We start from the raw sequence: 25,406 nt of genomic DNA on the forward strand, positions 1-25,406 counted from the left end.
TCTTATTCAGGTGAGCGTTTGATAAAGTGGAAACAGTAAAACAATACTTATAAAAAATGCAAACGATGAGACAGAACCGATACCTATTCCTGCTGTTTGTCCTGATGACTTTGACGGGTTGTGGCGGCACGCAGAAGAAACTGACAAGCTATGTCAATCCTTTTTTGGGAACGGCTACCTTGTGGGAACCCGAAGACCTGGGATATGTACGCAAGATGAAAGCGCGTACCTGGGGCGCTGAAACCTATCCGGGCGCTACGTTGCCCAACGCAATGGTGCAACTCACTCCTGTGACCCAATTCCGCAGCGGTGCGGGATACCAGTACGAAGATACCGTGATTTATGGTTTCTCGCACACCGCCAAGGGACACTGGAACCTGCTGCATGTTCCCATGTTGCCCGTGGTGGGGAATATCGCTCCGGGCGATTACTGCTCCGGGTTTAGTCACGAGAACGAGTCCGCACATCCGGGGTATTACCAGGTTTATCTGGAACGCTATAAAGTGAACGCCGAGTTGACCAGTACCTTGCGTTGTGCCTACCACAAATATACCTTTGCCAAGGAAGATGACAAGTCACTGTTAGTAGATATCCGCCGTTCCAACAATCACGTTCGCGATTGGAAGATTGAGAAGGTTGACGACAATACCTTCACGGGTTATCAGGATGGCGATGGTAAAATCTACTTTTACGCTAAGACCAACTATAAAATAGGCCAGGTGGAAATGGTAAAAGACGACAAACATGAAGTGGCTGTGCTGCGTTTTGTCGGCAGTAAAGGTGTTGAACCTTTGGAAGTGAAGGCTGGTTTCTCGTTTGTGAGTGCAGAGAACGCCCAAATGAATCTGAAGGCCGAGATGTTGAACAAAAGTTTTGCACAAGTGGCAGAAGAAGCCGATGCCGCGTGGGACGCACTCCTTTCCAAGATTCAAGTCGCAGGTGGCACGGAACGTGAAAAGAGATTATTTTATTCTACTTTCTTTCATGCTTTTAAGTGGCCGGCTTTGCGTAGCGATGTGAATCATGAATATACTGATGTCCGTGGCGAGGTAGTGAATAACGGCTTCCACTATTACACTGACCCTTCTTTTTGGGATGATTACCGCAACAAACTGGTGCTTCTTGGCATGATTTCTCCCGAAGTAACTTGTGACGTCATCAAGTCCATCACCGACAAGGGCGAGAAACGCGACGGCTACATGCCCACCTTCTTCCACGGCGACCACGCTTCCACTTTCATCTCTGGTTCCTGGTTGCGAGGCTTGCGCAACTTCGATCTGGAGCGTGCTTATAAGCTGATACTGAAAAATGCTACGGTGCCCGGTAAAGGAGGACGCCGTTATTTGGACGAGTATATGGAGAGAGGTTGGATTGCTGAGAAAGACACAGTGAACGTGCCCACGTGGGATGAGTACAAGGGAGCAGTGACAAAGACCCAGGAGTATGCCTACGATGACTATGCCGTGGCATTGGTGGCCAAGGAGCTGGGAGATGAGGCCAACTACAAACTGATGATGGAACGTTCCAACAACTACAAGACGCTATTCGACCCCTCTACCGGCTTTTGGAGAGGTAAGATTGACGATGGAAGCTGGATTCAGGATTTCGATCCGTATTATCCCTATTACCAGTACATGTACCGTGAGGCTAACGCATGGAATGCCCTCTTCTTCGCACCCCATGATCCCGAAGGCATGATTAAGCTCTATCCCGGTAAAGAGGCAGTGAACGATAAGCTGGACTCCTTATTCAGTGAACCGTGGAGAGGCTACGAAGCTCATAATCTGACCGGGTTCATCGGAAACTATTGCCACGGAAACCAGCCGGGACACAGCATTCCTTACACCTATTATTTCATAGACAAACAAGAGAAAGCCCAGTGCATTCTCGACAGCCTGATGAACCACTACTATGATATGGGTGCCGATAGGCTGGCCTATGCAGGGATGGACGATGCCGGCGAGATGTCTTCGTGGTATGTGTTCAATGCTATTGGACTTTACACTTATTCGCCTGCCGATCCGGAATACATTGTTACTGTTCCCTTGTTCGATAAAGTGACGTTCAATCTGGATGGTCGTCCCTTTACCATTGTGAAGAAAGGAAGCGGCAAGAAGATTATTGACATTACTTATGACGGTAAAAAGATTGACGGTTACTTTATCACCCATGACCAACTGAGGGAGGGCAAGGAACTGGTGATTACTACGGAATAGATAAACAATGGAGTTATGAAAAGAAATATACTGCTTCTATTTACATTCTTTGCTTGCATTACTGTACAAGGGCAGAATCCGGTTCGTCTGGTTGATCTGAGGAGCGAGCATCTTGACAGACCTATAGGTGTGGACAATCCCGCCCCACGCCTTTCTTGGCGGATGGAAGATGGTAGGCAAGGAGCTGTGCAGACTTCCTGGCGGGTTGTGGTAGACGAAGACTCGTTGAATGTAGCCAACGGCTGCGGCAGGATGTGGGATAGTGGGAAGAACAATTCCCGTAATCAGCTTGTGGTCTATGCGGGCAAGAAACTGCAGCCTTTCACTAAATATTATTGGAAAGTAATCTGCAGTAACATGAAACATAAGGAGACTGCCTCTCCTGTCTCTTACTTTGAAACGGGCATGATGGGGATGCAACATTGGCAAGGTGCTTGGATTGGCGATGGAAAGGATATTCATTATGGGCCTGCCCCTTACTTCCGAAAAGAGTTCAAGACCGGCAAAAAGGTAAAGTCGGCGCGTGCCTATATTGCCGCTGCCGGGCTATATGAGCTTTACATCAATGGAAAGAAGATAGGAGACCACTGCCTTGCCCCTCTCTATACCCGCTTTGACCGCCGCAACCTGTATGTGGCTTATGATGTGACCTCGCAATTACAGAACGGTGACAACGCCATTGGCGTACTTTTGGGCAACGGCTGGTATAACCATCAGTCCAAAGCTGTGTGGGACTTCGACCGTGCTCCTTGGCGCAACCGTCCCGCTTTCTGTCTGGACTTGCGCATTGCCTATACCGACGGAAGCGTGGAAACTATTCCCACCGATCTCAGTTGGCGGACAGCCTCGGGTGCAATCACCTTCAACAGTATCTATACTGGCGAGCATTACGATGCACGTCTGGAGCAGAAAGGCTGGAGCACTCCGGAATTTGATGACTCCAAGTGGCGCGGAGTAGGTTATCGGAGTGCACCCTCTTCCAATGTCACTGCCCAGCAAGTACGCCCCATCCGTAATGTAAAGACTTTCCCCGTCGTCTCTTTCCGCAAAGTGGACGAGAAAACATACATCTATGATTTCGGGCAGAATATGTCCGGTGTGACTTGTATTCGTCTTTCGGGCGAAAGGGGAACGGAAGTCAGAATCAAACACGGCGAACGCTTGCATCCGAATGGTCGCCTCGACCTCTCGAACATTGATGTCTACTTCCGGGGCGATAAAGAGAAAGAGCCTTTCCAGACGGATATTCTCGTTCTGAGTGGAGAAGAGGATGAGTTCATGCCCCGATTTAATTACAAGGGATTTCGTTATGTGGAGGTAGTGGCAGACAAGCCTGTTGAGCTTCACCAAAACAGTTTGACTGCCTGCTTCGTGCACAGTGATGTGCCGGCAGTGGGTAGCTTGGAATCTTCAACCCCACTGATAGGCAAGCTGCTCCATGCCGCCAATCACTCTTACCTTTCCAACCTCATGGGCTATCCCACCGATTGCCCTCAGCGCGAGAAGAACGGTTGGACTGGTGACGGTCATTTCGCCATTGAGGCAGCATTTTATAACTTTGATGGAATTACCGTTTACGAAAAATGGCTGGCCGACCATCGTGACGAGCAGCAGCCCAACGGAGTGTTGCCCGATATCATTCCCACCGGCGGATGGGGGTATGGCACGGACAACGGGCTGGACTGGACTAGTACTATTGCCATCATCCCTTGGAATATCTACCTCTTCTACGGTGATAGCAAGCCCTTGAGCGATTGTTACGAGAACATCAAACGCTATGTAGATTATGTGGAACGTATCTCTGACAATCATCTCACTACCTGGGGGCGCGGAGACTGGGTGCCGGTAAAGTCAAAATCCAATAAGGAGCTGACTTCTTCGGTCTACTTTTATGTAGACACCAGGATTTTGGCCGCTGCTGCCAGACTCTTCGGCAAACAAGCCGATTACGAATATTATAATGCCTTGTCGGAGGAAATAAAGCAAGCTGTCAATGATAAGTTCCTGAATCGGGAAACAGGCATCTATGCCGAAGGTTCACAAACCGAATTGAGCGTTCCTTTGCAATGGAAGATTGTGCCCGAAGAGTTGATAGGAAAAGTGGCAGCTAACCTGGCACATAAGGTGGAGGAGAACGATTTTCACTTGGATGTGGGTGTATTGGGAGCTAAAGCCATTTTGAATGCACTCAGCGAAAACGGCTATGCTGAAACAGCCTATAAGGTGGCTGTACAAGACACTTATCCTTCATGGGGTTGGTGGGTGGTGAACGGTGCCACCACGCTGCTCGAAAACTGGGACCTGCAGGCTACTCATGACATCTCGGACAATCATATGATGTTCGGTGAAATAGGTGCCTGGTTCTACAAGGGGCTGGGAGGTATTTTCCCTGATTCCGCGCAACCCGGTTTTCAAAATATTCTGCTTCGTCCCCACTTCATAAAGGAATTGAAGCGGTTTGAGGCCCGTCATCGCTCGCCTTACGGTGAAATCGTTTCTCGCTGGGAATGGAAAGGGAAATGTGTGCATTACGAAGTTACAGTACCCGCTAACAGTACGGCTACACTCACTCTACCTGACAAGGCCAAGAATGTACGGGTGGTGAAACTGACGGCAGGAAGATATGAGTTTATTGTAAAGTGACCTTGTACTTCATTAATGTTTGCAGATACGTAGATGAGGTGTGTCAAAACCCTCTTTCTAACAAAATCACCCACCTTTCCGGTCTGGTAGTCTATTAAAGCTATTGGAGAATCCTCGCCGGAAGGGAATTATTGCAACGCTGCTTTCACTGTTGACTGGGGAGATGATACTACGGATGTTATCGGTTTTGACACACCCTCATGTTTTATTTTGCTTTCTTCTTTCCGTAGAAACACATGAAATATACTCCGACAATCACAAACGGGATACTGAGCCATTGGCCCATGTTCAGCGTCATGCCGTCTTCAAAGTTCACTTGGTTTTCTTTCAGGAACTCGATGAAGAAGCGGAAAGTGAAAATCTCCGTCAGGCAGAGTCCGAAGAAGAAACCGCGGTGATAGGGCAGGGAAGCTTCGGCCTGCACGGCAGTTGATTTTCTGTGGGTGGTGCTGAAGTCTGTTTCAAGCTTGATTTCTTGTTTTTTCTGTCCGCGTTTGTATAGCCAGACCATCCCTAAGAAGAAGATGAAGTAGGCGATGGCTTCGTAGAGCTGTGCCGGGTGGCGAGGCAACATGTCTTCCCGCTCGAAGATGAATGCCCAAGGCGCGTCGGTCGGTTTGCCGATGATTTCGGAGTTCATCAGGTTGGCAAGGCGGATACAACAGGCTGTGATGGGGGTGGCAACGGCTATCGTGTCGAGCACGTCTATGTAGTGCATCTTCGTCTTGCGGCAGTACACCCAGAGGGCGATAATCAGTCCCAGCGTGCCGCCGTGACTGGCAAGGCCGGTATAGCCTGTCATTTTCCATCCCGCGGCGGTCTGCTTGATGGGGAGAATCATCTCAACGAAGTGGTTCTGGTAGTAGGCCCAGTCATAAAATATGCAGTGACCCAGTCGAGCGCCTATCAGTATGCCGAAGAAACAATAGAAGAAAAGAGGTTCGAATTTCTTTTCGTCTATTCGGCGGTCGCGGTACTGGCGTTGCACGATAAGGTAGGCAAAAGCAAGTCCGATAATCCATAACAAACCGTAGTAGCGGATGGATATGCCGAAGAAGTTGAATAGTTCGGGATCGGGATTCCAGTTGATGGTGAGTAGTGATAACATATTTATTGAAGAATTAAATTACTGAATTACGGGGTTGTTCGGGACAAAGGTATGAAATAATCTCGTTAGGCAATTCATCGTGTCGGTTTATTTGAACTTCTCCGCCACCATCCTATACGTCGGCACCTCAATCCCTTGTTCCTCTGCAGCCGTAATCATGTCAAACAACAAGCCTTGTACCTCGCTCTGATGTCCTTTGGCCATGTCTTTCTGCATGGAGGCGGTGCTTTCGGGAGCGAGTTTGTCTATTACTTTGAGGTTATACTCTACCATGTCTTCCTTGAATTCTATACCCGATTTCTTGCCCAAGGCTGCGCTCTCTTGTGACAGTCCGATAAAGGTATCGCGCACCTTGCCCGGTTTCTGGACTTCGCCCATAGGAACGTCGTAATAGGCTCCGGTGACAGCCATTGCCGAGATGAACGACCACTTGACGAATGTATCCCGGTTGATGTCGTCGGAGATTTCGGCTTTGATGCCGCTTTCCTGCAAATCGCGTTGTACGGCTTCCAATGTTTCACGGGAAACAATCGTGTTGCGGTGTGCTCCGTAGACGAGCCGGAAAATCTTTCCCATCTGCGTGATTTCTCCCCGTCCGGATACGAAGCCTACGATGTAGATGCAGCCGTCGAGCACCGTGACGCCGGGTACCAGCCGCTGGATACGCGGACCGGTTCCGTAAACATTCAGAATGGGGATTACCACTGTACGGTCGTGTGAGGCACGTTTGATGAGTTCCGTGATGGAGTCTACGGAATAGCCTTTGACGCAGACGAAGATGATGTCTGCTTTGCCTTGGAACTCTTCTGCGGTAAATGCCGCCACTTTCAGAGAATGTTCGCCTTTCAAATCGGAGTGCAGTTGCAATCCGTTTTCGCGTATGGCGGCAAGGTGTTCGCCACGTGCAATGCAAGTGACGTCTTTGCCGGATAATGAAAGAAAGGCGGCGATGCTTCCGCCTACGCCGCCGGTACCTGCTATGAGGTATTTCAGATTACTGTTTGCCATCTGGAATGAATATCATTACACATTGAACCTGAAGTGCATGATGTCTCCGTCCTGCACCACATACTCCTTGCCTTCCACACCCAGCTTTCCTGCTTCGCGCACGGCGGCTTCGCTGCCATACTTGATATAGTCCTCATACTTGATGACCTCTGCCCGGATGAATCCTTTCTCGAAATCCGTATGGATAACGCCGGCGCATTGCGGCGCTTTCCATCCCTTGCGATAGGTCCATGCCTTTACTTCCATCTCTCCGGCAGTGATGAAGGTTTCGAGGTTCAGCAGGCTGTAGATAGCTTTAATCAGGCGGTTGCAGCCGCTCTCTTTCAGTCCCAGGTCTTCGAGGAACATCTGTTTTTCCTCGTATGTCTCCAGTTCGGCAATGTCGGCTTCGGTCTGTGCGGAGATGATGATAAGTTCGGCATCCTCGTCCTTGATGGCTTCGCGCACCTGTTCCACGTACCGGTTGCCGCTGGCGGCGCTTACATCATCCACGTTGCAGACGTAGAGCACGGGCTTCGTTGTGAGCAGGAACATCTGTTTGGCGCATTGTTCCTCGTCGTCGTTCTGCGGAATGACGGTGCGGGCGCTTTGTCCTTGTTCCAGAGCATCTTTATAGCGGAGCAGGAGTTCGTATTCTATCTTTGCTGCCTTGTCGCCACCCACCTTGGCTATTTTCTCCACGCGCTTGATGCGGTTTTCCACGGTGTCGAGGTCTTTCAGTTGCAGCTCTGTGTCGATGATTTCCTTGTCGCGCACGGGGTTCACCGAGCCGTCCACGTGGACGATGTTGCCGTTGTCGAAACAGCGCAGCACGTGGATGATGGCATCGCACTCGCGGATGTTGCCCAGGAACTGGTTGCCGAGTCCTTCACCTTTGCTGGCGCCTTTCACCAGCCCGGCAATGTCGACAATGTCGCACACGGCGGGTACGATACGCCCCGGGTGAACCAGCTCGGCGAGCTTCGTCAGCCGTTCGTCGGGTACGGACACTTGCCCCATTTGGGCGTCGATTGTGCAGAACGGGAAGTTTGCCGCTTGTGCCTTTGCGCTGCTCAAGCAGTTGAAAAGAGTGGATTTTCCTACGTTGGGAAGGCCCACGATACCAGCTTTTAATGCCATAGTGTTATCTTGTTTTTTAGTTATTGTTCAGTTAATTGGATGCAAAGATAATGCAAACCGCGGGCAGAATAAAATGAACTTGTTCATTTTTTGTGCCGAGGGGTGGCTTAGCTTCGCTTTTCGGGTGTTTTTCATCTGCCCGGGTGGCGGGTATCTATGGGTAAGGAAATCAGGAATGAAGTCTCGCAATAAGGCTGTGAGGTAACGGACAGTTCTCCGCCGTGCATGCGTATGATTTGGCGTGAGAGGCTCAGGCCGATTCCCGTTCCGGTGGTTTTGGTCGTAAAGAAAGGGATGAAAATGTCTTCTGCCAGGTTGGAGGGGATGCCGGGTCCATTGTCCGTTACGGTTATATACAGTTGCTTTTCTTGGGTCTCCACTCTTATCCGGATTCTTCCGTCGGTTTGCTCGTCAAGGGCCTGCATCGCATTCTTTATCAGATTAATCAATACCTGCGACAGCATTTTCTCATCTGCATGAATCTGTATCTCGGGTGGAAGGCAGCATACCGAGAATCCGATATGCCGAAGTTGCATCTCTTCCTGATACAGTGTCCGAATGTCCAGTATCAAGTCTGTCAGGGAAAAGAATCTGGCTTCGGGCTGTTTCAGGCAAGCAAACTGCCTGTAAGATTCGGTGAGATACATCAGGTTTTGTCCTTGGCTTTTTATTGTCTCCAGCCCGCGTATCGTCTTTCCGATGGTGGCATCAGTCATATCCTTTGCGCATTTGCGGACATTGTCTGCCTGAAAATAAGAAAGAAGCGTGTCTGAAAGTGATACGACGGGAGTGATGGAGTTCATGATTTCATGCGTCAATACGCGCATCAATTTCTTCCATGATTCATATTCTTTTTGATAGAGTTCGCGTTCGAACTCTTTTTTCTTGCAGGCTGTCATCAATGTGTATATCCTGTTGAACGAGGCATGCAGATGGAACTGTTCGCGGTTGGCTGCATGCTCTGGAAAATAGAGCGTGGATTCGTTGTCGGCTATGGAATCCAGAAACAGTCTTATTTTTCTGTTGTAGGCGTTCAGATAATGCACAAGAGCTCCGATGAGCCAGGCGGCTGTGCAAAGGGCCACTGTTCCCAGGATGACGGCCCGTCCGGAAATGATGCCGGCAAATCCCGATGTGGCTGTCAGGACAATGAGTATTACGTATGATAGAATACGTACGTATAGACGAGTGCTGAACATATACGGTCAGAGATTGAAACGTTTTATCTTGTTGTATAGCGTTTGCCTGCTTACTCCCAATTGTTCCGCTGTCGCTGTCAGGTTTCCTTCGTTCTGGGAGATGGCTGCCAGAATGGCCTGCCTTTCCACTTCTTCCAGATTGGTCACTTTGTCGAAAGAATGGGTCCTGCCGACGTATAGGGAAAGTTCGGAGGCTCTGATTACACTCTTTTCCGTCAGAATCACCGCTTTCTCAATGGCATATTGCAATTCCCTGATGTTCCCCGGCCAAGGGTGGCTTTCCAGTTTCTGAAGGGCTTGGGGATGCAGGGTGAGTCCTGGCCGCTTATACAAGTCGGCATATTTTTTCAGGAAATGATTGGCGAAGAGAGCGATGTCCTCTTTCCGGTGCCGCAGGGGGGGGATTTCTATTTGTATCGTGTTGATGCGGTAGAACAGGTCTTCACGAAACTGCGACTGCCTGACCATTTCTTGCAGATTGCGGTTGGTGGCTGCAATCAGCCGTATGTTAATCGGGATTTTCTTGTTGCTTCCGAGGCGCATGATTTCTCTGTTCTGCAAAGCGACCAACAGCTTTGCCTGCAGTCCCAGCGACAGATTTCCTATCTCGTCCAGAAAAAGCGTGCTTCCGTTGGCTGCTTCGAATTTGCCCACCCTTTTTTCATGTGCATCTGTAAAAGCTCCTTTCTCATGCCCGAACAGTTCGCTTTCGAACAATGACTCGCTGATGGCCCCCATGTCTACCTGATACATCTCATGCGGACTACGGAGCGAGAGGCGATGAATTTCACGCGCCAGCATTTCTTTTCCTGTTCCGTTTTCGCCATAGACTAGTATGTTGGCGTCGGTCTTTGCCACTTTGGTTACTATTTTAATCAGTTTCATCATCGCAGGCGAACGGCCGATAATCATCGTAGGTCCGTGGGCGCTTCGTACGGACTTGGTGGGCGATTTGAGCCTGCTTTCCTGTAAAGTGGTATGTATCTTATTGATCAATTGTTCGTTGTCCCAAGGCTTCAGCACAAAATCCGAGGCTCCGTTCTTCAGTGACTTCACGGCTAGGTCAATATCTCCATAAGCCGTCAACATGATGACCGGCAATTCCGGTACGGTTTCGTGGATGCGCTGGAGCCAGAATAGTCCTTCATTGCCGGTATTGACTCCCACGGAGAAATTCATATCCAGAATGACCAAATCGATGGAATGTTTGTCCAGGACAGTGATTATCTTGTTGGGGTCGGATATCGTTTCCACTCTTTCAAACTCACCTTCCAAAAGCAGTTCAAGGGAGGTCAATACGCTTTTATTGTCGTCTGCGATTAGGATTCTTCCGGGGTGCATAGGTTCTTTTTGGGAATAAAGGTATGGGTTTTGCAAGTGCCCGGCAAAAAAACGTCTAATTATTTGACACTTTTGCAATTTAAACTGGTTATGTTCTTCGTAAAGACAGAAAAGCATTCTCAATATCGGGTATTTTGTTGCTGTTTGTATAGCGGTGATAATCAATTACTTCTAACTTTACACTTCTTTATTAAGAATAAAGTGTTACTGTAATGCTGATAAAGTGGTGCTGTAACACCGGTAAAGTAGTGCTGTAACCCCAATAAAGTGTTACTGTAATACCGATAAAGTAGTTTCTGATACTCGGAATGAAGTGTCGGTTAAAGAATGTGTCAAAAGATTGGACGGTGCGGCGTCAAAATGATAGACAGTTTTTTGTATAATTGATTTGCAATTGTTTATTTATTAGTATGTTGTATGTTTGGCATGTGGTTTGTATTATGGAAATAAGTCTATAAGTAGCGAGTTGTTGGATATGAATGCGAGAATAACAATCAAACGTGGTTTATGGGTTCTGTTGTCAATCGGTATTTGGATGCCGGAGGTAGGCAGGGCACAGTCCGGTTGGACCGTAGAGGAGTGTATGCGTTATGCCGTCGAACATAATTTCCGGATACGGAACCGTCGGTTGGATTCGAAGATGGCCCGCACGGATGTAGCGGCGGGCTACGGAGATTTCCTGCCGTCGATACAGATTACCGGTGCGTCGGGCAAGCGGGAGGGACGTTCGGTGGATCCCCGCACGAACCAATATACTTCCGAGTCTTTTTTTGAGAACTCCTTTGGCCTGAACCTTTCTCTCTCTTTGTTTGAAGGGTTTGCGCGCATCAATAGATTGCAGTTTTATAAGCTGAATGGAAAAATGAGTGCTTTTACGGAAAAAATGGAAGAAAATGGGGTAGCCTTCAGGGTGCTTGAAGCGTTTTATTGCTATTGTTTCGACGAGAAACTGTATGAACTCGCCATAAAACAGCGGAAACAGAGTGAACGTTATTACGAGCAAATGCTTGCCTACATTGACTTGGGGTTGCGTTCCCGCTCCGACTTGCAAGAAGTGAAGGCACGTTTGCAAGCCGACATTTATCAGGAAACGGTGAAATCAAACAATTGTCGTCTCTCTCTATTAACCCTGAAGGATTTGATGGGGCTGAAAGATACGGATACCTTGTCAGTCTGTGTGGCAGACGGGCAGGGCACACCGGATGCTTCCCTTTCTCTAAGCTTGGATGATCTCTGTGCAAGCGCCGAGTCCTCCCTTCCGGAGTTTAATGTAATGAAGATGAGAGAGGAGGCCTCTCATGAACTGGTGGCCGTGGCATGCGGTTCTTTGTGGCCTTCCGTCCGGATGGAGTTTAATCTTGGTTCCGGATATTATGATACGGAGAAGGAAGAATCCGGAAAAACGGTGCCGTTCTGCGAACAATGGAACAATAACAAGAGCCGATATATCGGAGTATGCGTATCTTTACCCTTGTTTGACGGATTGTCCCGGTTCAAGAATATAAGGAAGGAGAAACTCCGCTTGCAGCAAGTGCGCAATGAGAATGAACAGCAACGCCTGTCCCTTTATAAAGAGATGCATGATGCTTATTTTTCCTTCCGGGCTACGTCCGACGAGCGCCTTCGGGCCGACGAGCAACTCCGCGCAGCTGCTATCACGTGGGAAGAAAGCGAGGAGAAATGGAAGGAAGGCATGGTGTCGGTGTTCGAGTTGCTGGAAAAGCGGAACAGGTACATGCAGGCCAAAGCAGAAGTGGTGCGAACGGGCTTGCAGCATGACTTGAAAAGCAGGATGGTACGATTCTACCAGGCAGGGACATTTTTAGAATGAGTAACAAATTTCGGAAGTTGCTTGGATTTTGTTTAAACTTGGAAAATGCTTACAAGAAAATCCAAACAGCTTCTCATATTCAATCAAAAAGAAACGAATGATGAATTCTAGTGATTTCAACGGAATGGATACGAAAATAGAGCGGAAGAAGCGTTTCCCGTTTCAAGTCGTCCTAGGTTCGGTTCTGGGTTGCATAGGCTTGTTGTGGATGGTTTTCCGTGACACTTCTTCTTCCATGAACGTGGATAAGGATAGTGTGACGATTGCTGCGGTGCGAGAAGACGAATTCAACGATTACATCCGTGTGGTAGGGCAAGTCATCCCCGACCATATCATCTATCTGGATGCCATAGAAGGTGGACGCGTGGAAGAGCGACCGGTCGAGGAGGGAGCACAAGTGAAGGCCGGAGACGTGATTCTTCGGCTGAGCAATCCGTTGCTGAACATCGGCATCTTGCAAAGCGAGGCAGATTTGGCTTATCAGGAGAATGAACTCCGCAACACCCGTCTCAACATGGAGCAGGAACATCTCCGCCTTCGCCAGGAGCGTATTACTTTGAATAAGGAACTGGTGCGCAAGGAACGCCGTTCCGGGCAGTACGAACGATTGTACCGGAAAGAACTGGTGTCGCGCGAGGATTATCTGCAGGCCCGGGAAGACTACCGCGCGGCTTTGGAGCAGTTGGGAGTCGTGGATGAAAGAATCAGGCAGGATTCCTTGTTACGCGACAATCAGCTGCAAAGCCTGAATGAGAATATCCGGAACATGAAGAAGAGCCTTGTGCTGGTGCGCGAACGTCTGGAGAACTTGAATGTCAAGGCTCCCGTTGACGGGCAGTTGGGAAATGTGCAAGCTCAGGTGGGGCAGTCTATTTCGCAGGGCGAGCGTATCGGACAAATCATTACTCCGGAACTGAAAGTGGAAGCGCGGATTGACGAGCATTACGTGGAGCGCATCGTGCCCGGACTTCGTGCCCGCTTCGAACGTGAAGGGAAAAGCTATGACATGGTAATGGCAAAAGTATATCCGGAAGTGCAGAACGGCCAGTTTCGTACAGACCTGCACTTTGTTGCCGACCGGCCCGGCAATATCCTTGCCGGGCAGACCTGCCATATCGACTTGCAGCTAGGCGACCCGACGCAAGCTGTTATCATTCCGCGTGGAAGCTTCTACCAGACCGGTGGAGGCGGGTACGTCTACGTGGTGGACAAAGACGGAACGGTAGCCCACCGTCGTCCGATACGCATAGGTCGCCAGAACCCTTTGTACTACGAAATACTGGACGGGCTGCATTCGGGCGAGAAAGTCATAATCTCGGGATATGACTTATTTGGCAAGAACGAACGATTAAATTTACGATAATGGACTATTTCTCTCAGATTATGAAGAGCCAGCGGGTCAGAAAATCGCTTTCTGCCCTGAATGTATTGGGCCTTTCCGTGTGCATCGGTGCGGCTTTGCTGATTTTGTTTTATGTACGGTTTGAGTTGAGCTTCGATTCGTTTCACGACGGTGAACGAATCTACCGCGTGGAAAGCCGCCTTTATGAAGGAGAGGTGTTGACGGACAATTGGGCCACAACGGCATTTGGCCATGCACCCGTGATGCACCGCGAGATTCCCGGTATCGAGCAGTATGTAAGGGTTACCGCACAAGACCGTGAGCAGGAAGTGACGTACGGTGACCGTCAGTTCATCGAAGAACGTTATTGCTATACGGAACCCTCTTTTTTTGACCTGTTCAATTTTTCTGTCATTAAAGGAAAAGAAGAGGGACAGCTGGTTCGTCCGCATACGGCCGTGATTACGGAGAGTGCTGCACGTCGCTACTTCCGCGACAGTGACCCTATAGGCAAAATTCTCTCTTTCAAGACCCCTTCGTCGGAACAGCATTTCGAAGTTACGGGAGTCATGGCAGACATGCCCTGCAACTCTCATTTGCGTTATGATTTCTTGCTTTCCTATTCGTCCATTCCCGAAGCCCGGCGCGACATCTGGTATATTCACGGGGTATATACGTACGTGCGTTTGGAGCCGGACAAGAATCCGCGGGAGGTGGAAGAAGCCTTTCGTGCCATCTCCGGGAAATATAAGACGGCGGCCTTGAAGCACAAGGATTGGCGGGTGGAGCTGATTCCTCTGGAGGACATTCACCTGACCCCTCGCAAATCGTATGAAAAAGAGGAAAAAGGAAGTCGGACAGCCGTTCGTATCCTTTCGGTGATGGCCGTGGCCTTGCTGCTGATAGGGTGGGTGAACGCGCTGAACCTGACTATTGCCCGCTATCTGGAGCGTGGCAGGGAGTTCGGGCTCCGCAAGGTCTTCGGGGCTTCGCGCCGCCAGATTGTGGTTCAGGGCTTGTTGGAGTCAGGGTTGTTGAACCTGTCGGCTTTGTTTTTGGCACTTGGCTGGTTGGAAGTCTTGCTGCCGGTTGCTTGTCGCTGGGCCGGGCGGGATTTTGCTTCCGGTGTGTCGGCATCGCCGGAGTGCTGGGCCATGACAATCCTGATATTTGCCGTCGGGGTTCTGTTCATCGGGTTCTATCCCTCCTTTTTGCTCACGCATATCAAGCCTTCGGATATTATGCGGGGAAAGCTGCTGCATAGCCGCAAAGGCAACAGGATGCGTAAGTTGCTGATTGTCGTTCAGTTCATGGCTTCTTTCATGCTGGTATCGGGTACTTTTGTCGTGGTCCGTCAGATAGACTATATGCAACAGGCGACCGCTTCTGCTTCGTTGAGCCGGATATTGGTCTTGAAACATCCTGCTTTGGCAGATGAGATGACCGTCAGGATGCAAAACTTCAAGAAAAGGCTGGAGCAGGAATCCTACATCAGCGGAGTGTCCGTGTCAGGTGCCGTGCCGGGCGTGGAGGTGGCGAATTATTTTACCAACCGTCCTTACGGAAGCGACATTTCGGAAGTGAAGCTCATACAGATGTTTGCCGTCGATTACGACTACTTGACGCTTTATGCGCCGGAATTGCTTTGTGGACGTGGATTTTCCGAGGAGTATGGTAATGAACTCAACAAGGTGGTGCTGAATGAAGAGGCTGTTCGGTTGCTGGGATATACTTCTCCCGAGGAGGCTTTGGGCAAGCAGTTGGCCATGGAAGTGCTGAAGGAGCCGCTCGAAGTGATTGGTGTGGCAAGGAATTACCATCAGCAGTCATTTGCCGAACCCTATAAGCCCATCATGTTTTTCATGAAGGAGCGTGTTCCGATTATAGCCACTCCTTATATATCGGTCAAAATGGAGGCTGGGATAACTCCAGAAAGGTTGGCCGGGATAGAACGGATTTACCGGACCTACTTTCCGTCGGCGGTCTTCTCTTATTTCAAATTAGACGATTATAACTACGAGTTGTATAAGTCGGACCGCAATTTCAGTTGGATATTCACGTGTGCGGCTTTGTTGGCGATATTCGTGGCTTGTTTGGGCCTGTGGATTATGGCTCTTTTTTCTACCCTGGCCCGTGTCCGTGAGGTGGGAATACGGAAAGTGCTGGGGGCCGACAAGAAGAGCCTTTTCAAACTCTTGACCCGTGAGTTGCTGCAACTTACCGTATGGGCCGCAGCGTTGGGGACTCCTGTTTCTGTCATACTGATGAATGAATGGCTCAAGAGCTATGCCTTCCGTGTGTCGTTGCCTTGGTGGGGCTATGCCGTTGCCTTTGCAGGGATGCTGGGCATTGCCTTGTTGACGGTCAGCTATCAAGTCTGGCGTGTAATCCGGTTGAAGCCGATGCATATTTTGCGGAATGAATAAACTAAATACATAAAAAAATGATTAAGACAGAGAATCTATCTATGGTCTTCACAACCGAAGACGTACAGACCAGAGCACTGAGCGGTGTGAACCTGGTCATCAAGCCTGGTGAGTTCGTGGCCATCATGGGGCCGTCGGGATGTGGGAAGTCCACGTTGCTGAATATTTTGGGAACCCTTGAACTCCCGACCTCCGGCCGTTATCTTTTTGACGGCAAGGAGATGACCGGAATGAGTGAAGGCCGACTGACCGATTTCCGCAAGAAGCATATCGGTTTTGTTTTCCAAAGTTTTAACTTGATAGATGAGTTGACGGTATTCGAGAATGTAGAGCTACCTTTGATTTATCTGGGGATGCGGAAAGCAGACCGGAGGCGGAAAGTGACGGACGTGCTGCAACAAATGAACATCGCTCATCGTGCCGGACACTTCCCGCAACAGCTTTCCGGAGGGCAACAGCAACGGGTGGCCATTGCCCGTGCCGTCGTGACGGGCTGTCCGCTGATTCTGGCAGACGAACCGACCGGCAATCTGGACTCCGCCAATGGACTCGAGGTGATGTCCTTGCTGCAAAAGCTGAACGAAGAAGGAACGACTATCATTATGGTCACACACTCGGAAAGGGATGCGGGCTATGCCCATCGAATCATTTATCTGCTGGATGGCAGAATTGTGGAAAGGCAGTGATTGGTTTGCATTTATTGCTTCTCTTCTTCGAACATCCGGTTGAAGATCTGCCTTAACACATCTTTGTCCGCAAGGATAGCCCGGAGTTTCTTCAGCTGTTCCGCATTCTTGCCCTCGGGAAACCGGAGCTTCAGGTAACCGCCGGGGGCGTACTTCTCCGTAAGATGCCGGCAGAACCGCCGGTAGTGCCACTCTCTGTCTGCAGTGGGATTCGGGTATCATGCTTTTTCTGATTTATATGATGTCACGACGTCTTTTATTTAAAGGAATCAGAAGAGTTACAGGAAAAAATTGTAATATACTTTGCAAAAGTATGTATTTTCAGCTGTTTTCTGTTAATTTTGCGTGGGATATTTTGTATTTCGTGTTACATAAAATCTATAGATAGTATGAATAAACTGACATCAATTCTCATGTATGGCCTTACGGGAACGGTGGCAACCGCCTCATTTTCTTCCTGCAAGAACATGAAAAAAGAAGAGGTTAAGAAACCTATGAACATTGTCTACATCATGTGCGACGATCATTCGTTCCAGACAATCAGTGCCTACGACCGGCGTTATATGCAAACACCTAACATTGACCGGATAGCTAACGAGGGAGTGCGCTTCACCAACAGTTTTGTAGCCAATTCGTTGAGCGGACCTAGCCGTGCCTGCATGCTTACAGGCAAGCACAGCCATGCCAACGGTTATACCGACAATGCCGACGGAAACATGTTTGACGGTAGCCAGCAGACCTTTCCCAAGCTTCTGCAACAGGCCGGCTACCAGACAGCCATGATTGGGAAGTGGCACTTGGGCTCCGAGCCTACGGGGTTCAACCATTGGGACATCTTGGTAGGGCAGGGAGATTACTACAATCCCACCTTCATACGCAATGGCGAGAAGCTGAAGCGCGAAGGCTATGCAACAAATATTGTTACCGATGTTGCCCTCAACTGGATGGACAGTATTCGCGATGAGAACAAGCCTTTCTGCCTCTTCATTCACCATAAGGCACCGCACCGCACCTGGATGCCCGACCTCTGCGACCTCGACCTTTATGAAGATGTGACGTATCCTATGCCCAAGAACTTCTATGACAAATATGAGGGGCGTATTCCGGCTTCTAAGCAAGAGATGAGCATTATCGAAGACATGGATTTGGTCTATGACCTGAAAATGGCCGACAAGGAGAATGAAATACATACCAATACCGGGCTGGAAGGCTACGGTCGCTATCTGTATAACGCCTTGAACCCCGAACAGAAAGCTGTGTGGGACAAACATTACGACCCCATTATCGCCAAGTTCAAGAAAGACAAACTATCAGGAAAAGCGCTGGCAGAGTGGAAGTACCAGCAATACATGCACGACTACATGCGCGTCATACATTCCGTAGACCGTAACGTGGGCCGCGTACTCGATTATCTGGAAGCACACGGTTTGCTGGAGAATACCATGATTGTCTACACTTCCGACCAAGGCTTCTATATGGGCGAACATGGATGGTTCGATAAGCGATTCATGTATGAAGAGTCATTCCGTACTCCGCTTCTGGTGCGTCTGCCCGGTGGCAAGAAGGGGGATGTTGACGAGATGGTGCAGAACATAGACTACGGTCCCACTATTCTTGACCTGGCGGGCGTACAGGTGCCCGAAGATATGCACGGAGTTTCCTTCTTGCCGTTACTAAGGGGAGAAGAAGTGCCCGAATGGCGTAGTTCCTTGTATTATCATTTCTATGAATACCCTGCCGAGCATTCCGTTTGCCGTCATTATGGCGTGCGCACCGACCGTTATAAACTGATTCACTTCTATAATGATGTGGATTGCTGGGAACTGTATGACTTGCAGACCGACCCGAGCGAGATGAACAATATCTTCGGAAAGCCCGGTACGGAAGAGATTACGAAGCAGTTGAAACAGGAGATGCTGAAGTTGCAGGAGCGGTATGACGACCCGATAAGGAACCAATATAAAGACTGATATCACCAGCCTTCGGGGTGAACGGAAAAGGTAGAGAGCCGGAATACTTCGCGTACTCCGGCTCTCTATGTATAAAAAGGTTTTGGTTGGTTTAGGACTCGAATATTTTACTTTAAAAGAGAATTTGTCTGTTACATGTTGGGGTTGTCCATGATTACCGTCATCTCGGGAACCAGTACATATTCACCCTTCTTGCTGTTCCATTTATAGTACGTGGTAGTCATCGTCTTGCCTTGGTAGGCATAACGGATGCATATGTCGTTACCCCATGCATTCTTGGTGCTGTTCCATTTCAAGGCTTCGCTTTCTGTCATGCGGTTCTGGTCGTCGTACTTATAATTATACTTCATATAGTTGGCGAGCGTGTTTCCGTCCATCTTGTATACGGTCTCTGCCACTTTCATGCCATTTACTTCTTCCGAATTGTAAATGAAGTTGCTCTTATTGTCGGCTGATGCATTTAATCCGCAAACTAAGAGGAGTGCTGAAATAATCACTGTTTTTAAAGATACTTTTGCTTTCATGGCCTTATGTCTTTTTCTGTTTAACTTTCTATTTTCTATCAATATGTCATTTATTTCGCTGCAAAGGTACGTATTAAATTGACATAAATATAAATATTGGATTAAATTTTATCAATTTGTTACTATCGAGGAGCCCGCTATGCTTCCCTTTTGGCAAGATAGGTGAACAAAAAATATCCGGTAGCGAGGTTACCGGATATTCTGATGAGCAAACTGTATTTGAAAAGGATTGCTTCTGTTGCTTTCTGATTGTAAGTTAAATAAAGTTATTGGGCTGTTTAGTGTGCCTGCAACCAGTTGTTTCCCCACCCGCAATCGGCTTTCAGGGGTACGTGCATGCGATATGCCTGCTCCATCTCTTCGATTACGATTTTCTGTACAAGCTCCTTTTCTGCCTCTGGAACGCTGAAATTTAATTCGTCATGGACTTGTAAAATCATCTTTGCTTTCAGATTGTAAGCTTGGAAACGTTGATAGATGTGTGCCATGGCTACTTTTATGATGTCGGCGGCACTTCCCTGGATGGGAGCATTGATGGCATTCCGTTCGGCATAGCCTCGGACTACTCCGTTTCTTGAGTTGATGTCCGGCAGAAAGCGCTTGCGGTGGAAGATGGTTTCCACATAGCCGTTTTCGCGTGCCACCTGGATACTTTTGTCCATATACTCCTTGACTTGCGGATAGGTTTCAAAGTATCCGTCTATCAGCTCTTTGGCTTCCTGGCGGGAAACATCCATGCGCTCAGCCAGTCCGAAGACGGAGATGCCATAGATGATGCCGAAGTTTGCCGTTTTTGCCTTGCGGCGCATGTCGGCGGTTACGTTGCCGATATCTACCTTATATATCTTGGCAGCGGTGGCGGCATGGATGTCGTGCCCGCTGAGGAAGGCGTCTATCATGTTCTTGTCCTCGCTCAGATGGGCCATGATGCGCAGCTCTATCTGCGAGTAGTCGGCAGAGAAGAATTCACAGCCCTTGTCGGGGATGAACGCCTTGCGGATTTCCTTTCCGTCTTCGTCGCGGATGGGGATGTTCTGCAGGTTGGGGTTGCTGGAGCTGAGGCGTCCGGTGGCTGTCACTGCCTGGTTGAACGAGGTGTGGATGCGTCCCGTGCGCGGATTGATGAGTTGGGGCAGGGCATCTATGTAGGTGCTCAGCAGTTTTTTCAGTCCGCGGTACTCGAGTATCTTTCCGATGATTTCGTGCTTGCTGCGGTAGCTCTGCAGCACTTCTTCGGAAGTGACGTACTGCCCGGTTTTGGTCTTTTTGGCTTTCTCCACGATTTTCAGCTTGTCGAAGAGCACCTCGCCTACCTGCTTGGCAGAGCTGATGTTGAACGTTTCTCCCGCCATCCCGTAGATTTCCTTTTCAATCTCCTGCAGGCGGACGGTGAAGTGCTGGGACGACTGCTTCAATGCTTTCGTATCGAGCAGCACGCCATTGCTCTCTATATTGACAAGTACGGGCACGAGCGGCATCTCTATTTCGTAGAACAGATGTTCGGCACTTTGCTTTTTCAGCTCCTTTTCCAGTACGTTCTTCAGTTTGAGGGTGACGTCCGCATCCTCGCAGGCATAACGGTAGACGTCTTCGGGCGGAAGGTCGCGCATGTTCTTCTGGTTTTTGCCCCGCGCTCCAATCAGCTCGTCGATGTGGATGGTCTGGTAGTGCAGATAGATTTCCGCCAGATAGTCCATGTTGTGCCGGAGTTCGGGTTGAAGCACGTAATGGGCAAGCATGGTGTCGAAAAGCTTGCCCTTCACCCGGACTCCGTAATTCTGGAGGATAATCATATCGTACTTGATATTTTGTCCTACTTTCATGGATTTTTCGTTTTCGAGGAGTGGGCGGAACTCATTTACAATTTTTAAGGCTTCCTCTCGTTCAGCAGGCACGGGTACGTAGTACGCCCGATTTTCAGCGTCGCTGAAGCTCATTCCCACGAGTTCGGCATCCATCGGTTCGGTTCCGGTGGTTTCGGTATCTATTGAGAGAATTTTGCTTGTAAGTAACTTTTGAATAGTTTTCCTTCTTTTTTCTTCTGTATCAATGAGTTGATAATCCACATCGAGCATTTCTAACCGCTTCAGATTTGAATTTTCGGAAGCGCCCGTCCACTCGCCCGCCAAATTTGCAAACAAATCGCCTTGAACAGGGACACTGTTTTCGGGAGTGGAGATTTGCGGCTGGGCAAACAGAGTTCCGGCAAAGGGGTCGGGGGCCGGAGAGGTTGGGGTGGGGGAGGAAGAGTCGCCGTTTCCTTTTTTGAGTACTCGGTCGATAAGCGTACGGAATTCCAGTTCCTCGAAAATCCTGCGGAGTTCTTCTTCGTTCGGCTCTTCCCGGACAAGCGAATTCATGTCGAGTCGGATGGGGACATCCGTTTTGATGGTGGCAAGGAATTTGGAGAAGGTAATCATCTCCCGGTTTGTTTCCACTTTCGTTTTCAGTGCGCCTTTCAGTTGCCCGGTGTGTTCCAGCAGATTCTCGATACTGCCGAATTCGGCAATCAGTTTCTGTGCGGTTTTCTCGCCCACACCCGGACAGCCGGGGATGTTGTCGGAAGCATCTCCCATCAGCCCGAGCATATCGATGACCTGCTCTGTGGACTGTATATTGAACTTCGCCTTTACCTCTTCCGTGCCCATAATCTCGAATCCGCCGGTGTGCTTGGGACGGTACATGAAGACATTGGCTGATACTAGTTGTCCGTAGTCCTTGTCGGGAGTCATCATATAGGTGGTGATGCCCTGCCGTCCGGCTTCGGTGGCAAGCGTGCCTATTACGTCGTCCGCTTCATAGCCGCCCACCTCGAGGATGGGGATGCGGTAGGCGCGGATGATATCCTTTATAATAGGTACGGAAAGGCGGATGGCCTCGGGCGTCTCTTCGCGCTGTGCCTTGTATTGCTTGTAGGCTTCGTGACGGAAGGTAGGTCCCGACGGGTCGAAGGCCACCCCTATGTGTGTGGGATTCTCTTTTTTGAGTACTTCTTCCAGGGTATTCACAAAGCCTAGAATGGCCGAAGTGTTGAATCCTTTTGAGTTGATTCTCGGGTTCTTGATGAACGCATAATAAGCCCGATATATCAGTGCGTATGCATCGAGCAAAAACAGTTTATCGATTGAATTCATACATTTAATCCTTTTTTTCATGGTAAAAGTACAAAAAAATACCGTATTAACCGTTTTATTACTATTTTTGTGGGCAAATAGAGATGCATGGACTACTCATCACTTATACAATCTCCGATTTCTGAGGAATTGGAGGACTTCAAGAAACTTTTTGAAAGTGCCCTCACCAGTTCCAACCTTTTGCTGAACAGCGTGATTGCGCATATCCGGCAGAAGAATGGAAAGATGATGCGCCCCATTCTGGTGCTTCTGGCTGCGAAGCTTTTTGGTAGGGTATGTCCTGCAACCCTGCATGCTGCGGTTGCGCTGGAACTTCTTCATAATGCAAGCCTTGTGCACGATGATGTAGTGGACGAAAGTACTGAACGCCGTGGACAACTCTCCGTTAATGCCGTTTTCAATAATAAGGTAGCCGTGCTGGCAGGCGATTATCTGCTTGCAACAGCGTTGGTGCAAGTGGGCATGACCCGTAATCATGACATCATTGACATTGTCTCTTGTCTGGGGCAGGACTTGGCGGATGGTGAGCTTCTGCAGCTCTCCAATGTCAGCAATCTCCATTTCTCCGAGGATGTCTATTTCGACGTTATCCGCAAGAAGACGGCCGTGCTTTTTGCGGCTTGTACGAAGGCGGGAGCTCTTTCGGTGGGAGCCGGCGATGAAATGGCGGAATCTGTACGTCTGTTCGGTGAATATATCGGGCTTTGCTTTCAGATAAAGGATGATATTTTCGATTACTCCGAGAGCAAGGAGATAGGCAAGCCTACCGGAAATGATATGGTGGAAGGGAAGTTGACTCTGCCCACGCTCCATGTACTCAATACCGTGAAGGATAAAACAGCGGAAGAGATAGCCGTGAAGATAAAGAACGGGGAGGCAACGACGGATGAAATAGCCCATTTAATCGAATTTACCAAACAGCATGGTGGTATAGAGTATGCCTCGCAAGTGATGTATGAATATAAGGAAAAGGCTCTTTCTTTGCTGGCTTCTTTGCCCGATACGGAGGTGAAGGCGGCGCTTGCCGGGTATCTGGACTATGTGGTGGAGCGGGAGAAATGACGGAGCTGTTTCCGGCCGATGATAATGATAAAGCCTGATGGAATCCAATCCGTCAGGCTTTATTCATAGGTAGATGCAGCTTCTTCTTAGAAGAATTTCATCTCTTCACCCTTGATTTCCGAAAGCAGCAGGTTGGCAAGACGGCTGGTTCCCAAGCGGAACAGTTCGTTGTTCAGCCATTCTTCGCCTAGCACTTCCTTGACGATGGTGTAATAAATCAGCGCGTCGTTCACGCAGTTGATTCCTCCTGCAGGCTTAAAGCCTACCTTGATACCCGTCAGCTCGTGATATTCCTTGATGGCCTGGCACATGACCAGAGCGGCCTCCGGTGTAGCTGCAGGCTGCTGCTTGCCGGTGGAGGTTTTGATGAAATCGGCACCCGAATACATGGAAAGGATAGAGGCTTTCTTGATGTTCGAAGCCGTTTTCAAGGCTCCGGTTTCGAGGATTACCTTCATGTGGTGTTCTTTGCAGGTTGCTTTGAGTTCTTGTATCTCTTCGCACATGCTTTCATAGTCTCCCGCCAGGAACTTGCCCACCGAAATGACGATGTCTATCTCGTCGGCGCCTTCCATCAGGGCCATGGCGGTTTCTGCCACTTTCACTTCGACGAAAGTCTGGGAGGAGGGGAAACCGGCCGATACGCAGGCGATTTTTACATCTTCCACTTCCAATGTGTCTTTTACGACTTCTGCGAAATTGGGGTATACGCAGATGGCTGCCACGTTCTTCAGGTCAGGAAACTCTTCGTCGAATTTATTCACTTTCTGGGTGAACTTCATGACGCTTTCGTCGCTGTCCGTACTGTTCAGCGTGGTGAGGTCGATGCAGCTGAAAAGGAATTTCTTTACTTCCGGTGTATTGTTTGCCGGCACTTTCTCTGCAATGATTCTGGCAGCTTGTGCAGCTATTTCCGCATCATCCAGTTGGGTGTTGTACTTTGCCAGGGCGGCGTCGTACTTGCTTTGGGTAGGCTCATTCTTCTCCATAATCTTTCAATTTCGGGTTATTGATATGTCTTGTCCGGTCACGTCCGGTTTTCTTTTCGAGGTTGCGGTGAAAGGCTTCGGTAAGGTTCACTCCGGTCTGGTTCGCAATGCAGAGAAGTACCCAGAGAACGTCTGCCATTTCATCGTCGAGGTTGTCTTTTTCTCCCTCCTTGAAGGACTGGTCTCCATACTTGCGGGCCATGACACGGGCCAGTTCGCCCACTTCTTCGGTCAGGATGGCCATGTTGGTGAGTTCGCTGAAATAGCGTACTCCGTATTCCTTTATCCAGGAATCCACTTGTTTCTGTGCTTCTTCTAGCGTCATTATTCCTTGTTTTTTGTATCCATACAGATGGTCACGGGGCCATCGTTCATCAGTTCTACCTTCATGTCGGCGCCAAATTCGCCGGTACCTATTTCTTTACCTAAAGCCAGACTTAGTTCTCTGCAGAATTGTTCGTACAGCGGCACGGATATTTCCGGCCGTGCCGCCCGTATGTAGGAGGGACGGTTGCCTTTCCTGGTGGAGGCGTGGAGGGTGAACTGGCTGATGACCAGTATGTCGCCGCCTGTATCAAGAATGGACTTGTTCATTACGCCGTTTTCGTCGTCGAAAACGCGCAGGTTGACTATCTTCTTGCAGAGCCAGTCGATATCTTCCTTTCCATCGGATTCTTCGATGCCTACGAGTATCATGAGGCCCTTTCCGATGGAGGCTTTGCAGGTTCCGTTGATGGTGACGGAAGCGTGTCCGGCACGTTGTATCACTACTCTCATGTTTTTCTTGTCTTTTTGAGGCAACAAAGTT

Annotated in this window: 18 protein-coding genes and 1 pseudogene; 8 read left to right on the plus strand and 11 right to left on the minus strand. The window is 49.2% G+C overall.

The features are described 5' to 3' along the window. Nucleotides 1-65: 65 nt before the first annotated feature. Together M1B78_RS00065 and M1B78_RS00070 are read left to right on the plus strand one after the other, a co-directional pair. Nucleotides 66-2,216, plus strand: a complete 2,151-nt coding sequence (locus tag M1B78_RS00065; protein ID WP_257939550.1) for a GH92 family glycosyl hydrolase — start codon at nucleotides 66-68, stop codon at nucleotides 2,214-2,216. Between the two features lie 15 nt (nucleotides 2,217-2,231). Next, nucleotides 2,232-4,859, plus strand: coding sequence for a glycoside hydrolase family 78 protein (locus M1B78_RS00070; protein ID WP_257939551.1), 2,628 nt, complete (start codon nucleotides 2,232-2,234; stop codon nucleotides 4,857-4,859). 205 nt (nucleotides 4,860-5,064) lie between these two features. Here the strand turns inward: M1B78_RS00070 and lgt are convergent, their stop codons facing one another. From lgt to M1B78_RS00095, 5 genes are all read right to left on the minus strand, one after another. Then, entirely contained in the window at nucleotides 5,065-5,967 is a 903-nt protein-coding gene (lgt, locus tag M1B78_RS00075) for a prolipoprotein diacylglyceryl transferase (RefSeq protein WP_257939552.1), read from the minus strand. Nucleotides 5,968-6,054: 87 nt separating this feature from the next. Continuing rightward, the gene (locus M1B78_RS00080) at nucleotides 6,055-6,975 is read right to left on the minus strand and encodes a ketopantoate reductase family protein (protein WP_136008778.1); all 921 of its coding nucleotides are present in this window, start codon (nucleotides 6,973-6,975) and stop codon (nucleotides 6,055-6,057) included. A gap of 15 nt (nucleotides 6,976-6,990) precedes the next feature. Beyond that, complete coding sequence (gene ychF / locus M1B78_RS00085; RefSeq protein WP_257930472.1) at nucleotides 6,991-8,094, minus strand: redox-regulated ATPase YchF; 1,104 nt, start codon at nucleotides 8,092-8,094, stop codon at nucleotides 6,991-6,993. Between the two features lie 131 nt (nucleotides 8,095-8,225). Next, nucleotides 8,226-9,293, minus strand: coding sequence for a sensor histidine kinase (locus M1B78_RS00090; protein ID WP_257939553.1), 1,068 nt, complete (start codon nucleotides 9,291-9,293; stop codon nucleotides 8,226-8,228). A 6-nt stretch (nucleotides 9,294-9,299) separates the two neighbouring features. Next, nucleotides 9,300-10,634: a sigma-54-dependent transcriptional regulator gene (locus M1B78_RS00095; RefSeq protein ID WP_257930474.1), complete on the minus strand. Its 1,335-nt coding sequence runs from the start codon at nucleotides 10,632-10,634 to the stop codon at nucleotides 9,300-9,302. A 475-nt stretch (nucleotides 10,635-11,109) separates the two neighbouring features. Between M1B78_RS00095 and M1B78_RS00100 the strand changes: the two genes are divergently transcribed. The 4 genes from M1B78_RS00100 to M1B78_RS00115 all read left to right on the plus strand — a co-directional run bounded on the left by M1B78_RS00100 (nucleotide 11,110) and on the right by M1B78_RS00115 (nucleotide 16,919). Beyond that, on the plus strand, nucleotides 11,110-12,465 hold the full coding sequence (locus tag M1B78_RS00100) for a TolC family protein (RefSeq protein WP_257939554.1): 1,356 nt from the start codon (nucleotides 11,110-11,112) through the stop codon (nucleotides 12,463-12,465). A 124-nt stretch (nucleotides 12,466-12,589) separates the two neighbouring features. Further along, nucleotides 12,590-13,828: an efflux RND transporter periplasmic adaptor subunit gene (locus M1B78_RS00105; RefSeq protein WP_257939624.1), complete on the plus strand. Its 1,239-nt coding sequence runs from the start codon at nucleotides 12,590-12,592 to the stop codon at nucleotides 13,826-13,828. Then, nucleotides 13,828-16,233 (plus strand): ABC transporter permease, encoded by a 2,406-nt coding sequence (locus M1B78_RS00110; protein WP_257930476.1) that lies wholly within the window; start codon nucleotides 13,828-13,830, stop codon nucleotides 16,231-16,233. The genes M1B78_RS00105 and M1B78_RS00110 overlap by 1 nt, the downstream gene beginning before the upstream one ends. 17 nt (nucleotides 16,234-16,250) lie before the next feature. Then, nucleotides 16,251-16,919, plus strand: a complete 669-nt coding sequence (locus tag M1B78_RS00115) for an ABC transporter ATP-binding protein (RefSeq protein WP_257939555.1) — start codon at nucleotides 16,251-16,253, stop codon at nucleotides 16,917-16,919. Nucleotides 16,920-16,930: 11 nt separating this feature from the next. Here the strand turns inward: M1B78_RS00115 and M1B78_RS18725 are convergent. Beyond that, a pseudogene (locus M1B78_RS18725) lies at nucleotides 16,931-17,131 on the minus strand (phosphohydrolase); the annotation flags it as partial. 177 nt (nucleotides 17,132-17,308) lie between these two features. Between M1B78_RS18725 and M1B78_RS00120 the strand changes: the two are divergent. After that, the gene (locus M1B78_RS00120; protein ID WP_257939556.1) at nucleotides 17,309-18,889 is read left to right on the plus strand and encodes a sulfatase family protein; all 1,581 of its coding nucleotides are present in this window, start codon (nucleotides 17,309-17,311) and stop codon (nucleotides 18,887-18,889) included. 131 nt (nucleotides 18,890-19,020) lie between these two features. Here M1B78_RS00120 and M1B78_RS00125 read toward each other — a convergent pair whose 3' ends face one another. Then, nucleotides 19,021-19,413, minus strand: coding sequence for a DUF3836 domain-containing protein (locus tag M1B78_RS00125; protein ID WP_136008769.1), 393 nt, complete (start codon nucleotides 19,411-19,413; stop codon nucleotides 19,021-19,023). A 278-nt stretch (nucleotides 19,414-19,691) separates the two neighbouring features. Next, on the minus strand, nucleotides 19,692-22,547 hold the full coding sequence (gene polA / locus M1B78_RS00130) for a DNA polymerase I (RefSeq protein WP_257939557.1): 2,856 nt from the start codon (nucleotides 22,545-22,547) through the stop codon (nucleotides 19,692-19,694). An 87-nt stretch (nucleotides 22,548-22,634) separates the two neighbouring features. Here polA and M1B78_RS00135 point away from each other — a divergent pair, with 87 nt between their 5' ends. Then, the gene (locus M1B78_RS00135) at nucleotides 22,635-23,609 is read left to right on the plus strand and encodes a polyprenyl synthetase family protein (RefSeq protein WP_176468635.1); all 975 of its coding nucleotides are present in this window, start codon (nucleotides 22,635-22,637) and stop codon (nucleotides 23,607-23,609) included. Between the two features lie 86 nt (nucleotides 23,610-23,695). Here the strand turns inward: M1B78_RS00135 and deoC are convergent, their stop codons facing one another. The 3 genes from deoC to dtd are packed head-to-tail and all read right to left on the minus strand — an operon-like array spanning nucleotide 23,696 to nucleotide 25,375. Then, a complete protein-coding gene (deoC, locus tag M1B78_RS00140; protein WP_136008766.1) occupies nucleotides 23,696-24,598 on the minus strand; it encodes a deoxyribose-phosphate aldolase in 903 nt (300 codons plus the stop codon). Continuing rightward, nucleotides 24,585-24,923 carry a nucleotide pyrophosphohydrolase gene (locus M1B78_RS00145; protein ID WP_257939558.1) on the minus strand — a complete coding sequence of 113 codons (339 nt, stop codon included), beginning with the start codon at nucleotides 24,921-24,923 and terminating at the stop codon, nucleotides 24,585-24,587. Before M1B78_RS00145 ends, deoC begins: the two co-directional genes overlap by 14 nt. After that, nucleotides 24,923-25,375: a D-aminoacyl-tRNA deacylase gene (gene dtd / locus M1B78_RS00150; protein WP_136008764.1), complete on the minus strand. Its 453-nt coding sequence runs from the start codon at nucleotides 25,373-25,375 to the stop codon at nucleotides 24,923-24,925. The genes M1B78_RS00145 and dtd overlap by 1 nt, the downstream gene beginning before the upstream one ends. Nucleotides 25,376-25,406 lie beyond the last annotated feature (31 nt).

It is taken from the genome of Bacteroides muris (ex Fokt et al. 2023) (genome assembly GCF_024704895.1).
In the GTDB taxonomy this organism is placed as follows: Bacteria; Bacteroidota; Bacteroidia; order Bacteroidales; family Bacteroidaceae; genus Bacteroides; species Bacteroides muris.

Bases quoted from the DNA above. Each gene is read 5' to 3' on its own strand.
- M1B78_RS00065 (WP_257939550.1), top strand. From the start codon at position 66: ATGAGACAGAACCGATACCTATTCCTGCTGTTTGTCCTGATGACTTTG.
- M1B78_RS00070 (WP_257939551.1), top strand. From the start codon at position 2,232: ATGAAAAGAAATATACTGCTTCTATTTACATTCTTTGCTTGCATTACT.
- lgt (WP_257939552.1), bottom strand. From the start codon at position 5,967: ATGTTATCACTACTCACCATCAACTGGAATCCCGATCCCGAACTATTC.
- M1B78_RS00080 (WP_136008778.1), bottom strand. From the start codon at position 6,975: ATGGCAAACAGTAATCTGAAATACCTCATAGCAGGTACCGGCGGCGTA.
- ychF (WP_257930472.1), bottom strand. From the start codon at position 8,094: ATGGCATTAAAAGCTGGTATCGTGGGCCTTCCCAACGTAGGAAAATCC.
- M1B78_RS00090 (WP_257939553.1), bottom strand. From the start codon at position 9,293: ATGTTCAGCACTCGTCTATACGTACGTATTCTATCATACGTAATACTC.
- M1B78_RS00095 (WP_257930474.1), bottom strand. From the start codon at position 10,634: ATGCACCCCGGAAGAATCCTAATCGCAGACGACAATAAAAGCGTATTG.
- M1B78_RS00100 (WP_257939554.1), top strand. From the start codon at position 11,110: ATGAATGCGAGAATAACAATCAAACGTGGTTTATGGGTTCTGTTGTCA.
- M1B78_RS00105 (WP_257939624.1), top strand. From the start codon at position 12,590: ATGGATACGAAAATAGAGCGGAAGAAGCGTTTCCCGTTTCAAGTCGTC.
- M1B78_RS00110 (WP_257930476.1), top strand. From the start codon at position 13,828: ATGGACTATTTCTCTCAGATTATGAAGAGCCAGCGGGTCAGAAAATCG.
- M1B78_RS00115 (WP_257939555.1), top strand. From the start codon at position 16,251: ATGATTAAGACAGAGAATCTATCTATGGTCTTCACAACCGAAGACGTA.
- M1B78_RS00120 (WP_257939556.1), top strand. From the start codon at position 17,309: ATGAATAAACTGACATCAATTCTCATGTATGGCCTTACGGGAACGGTG.
- M1B78_RS00125 (WP_136008769.1), bottom strand. From the start codon at position 19,413: ATGAAAGCAAAAGTATCTTTAAAAACAGTGATTATTTCAGCACTCCTC.
- polA (WP_257939557.1), bottom strand. From the start codon at position 22,547: ATGAATTCAATCGATAAACTGTTTTTGCTCGATGCATACGCACTGATA.
- M1B78_RS00135 (WP_176468635.1), top strand. From the start codon at position 22,635: ATGGACTACTCATCACTTATACAATCTCCGATTTCTGAGGAATTGGAG.
- deoC (WP_136008766.1), bottom strand. From the start codon at position 24,598: ATGGAGAAGAATGAGCCTACCCAAAGCAAGTACGACGCCGCCCTGGCA.
- M1B78_RS00145 (WP_257939558.1), bottom strand. From the start codon at position 24,923: ATGACGCTAGAAGAAGCACAGAAACAAGTGGATTCCTGGATAAAGGAA.
- dtd (WP_136008764.1), bottom strand. From the start codon at position 25,375: ATGAGAGTAGTGATACAACGTGCCGGACACGCTTCCGTCACCATCAAC.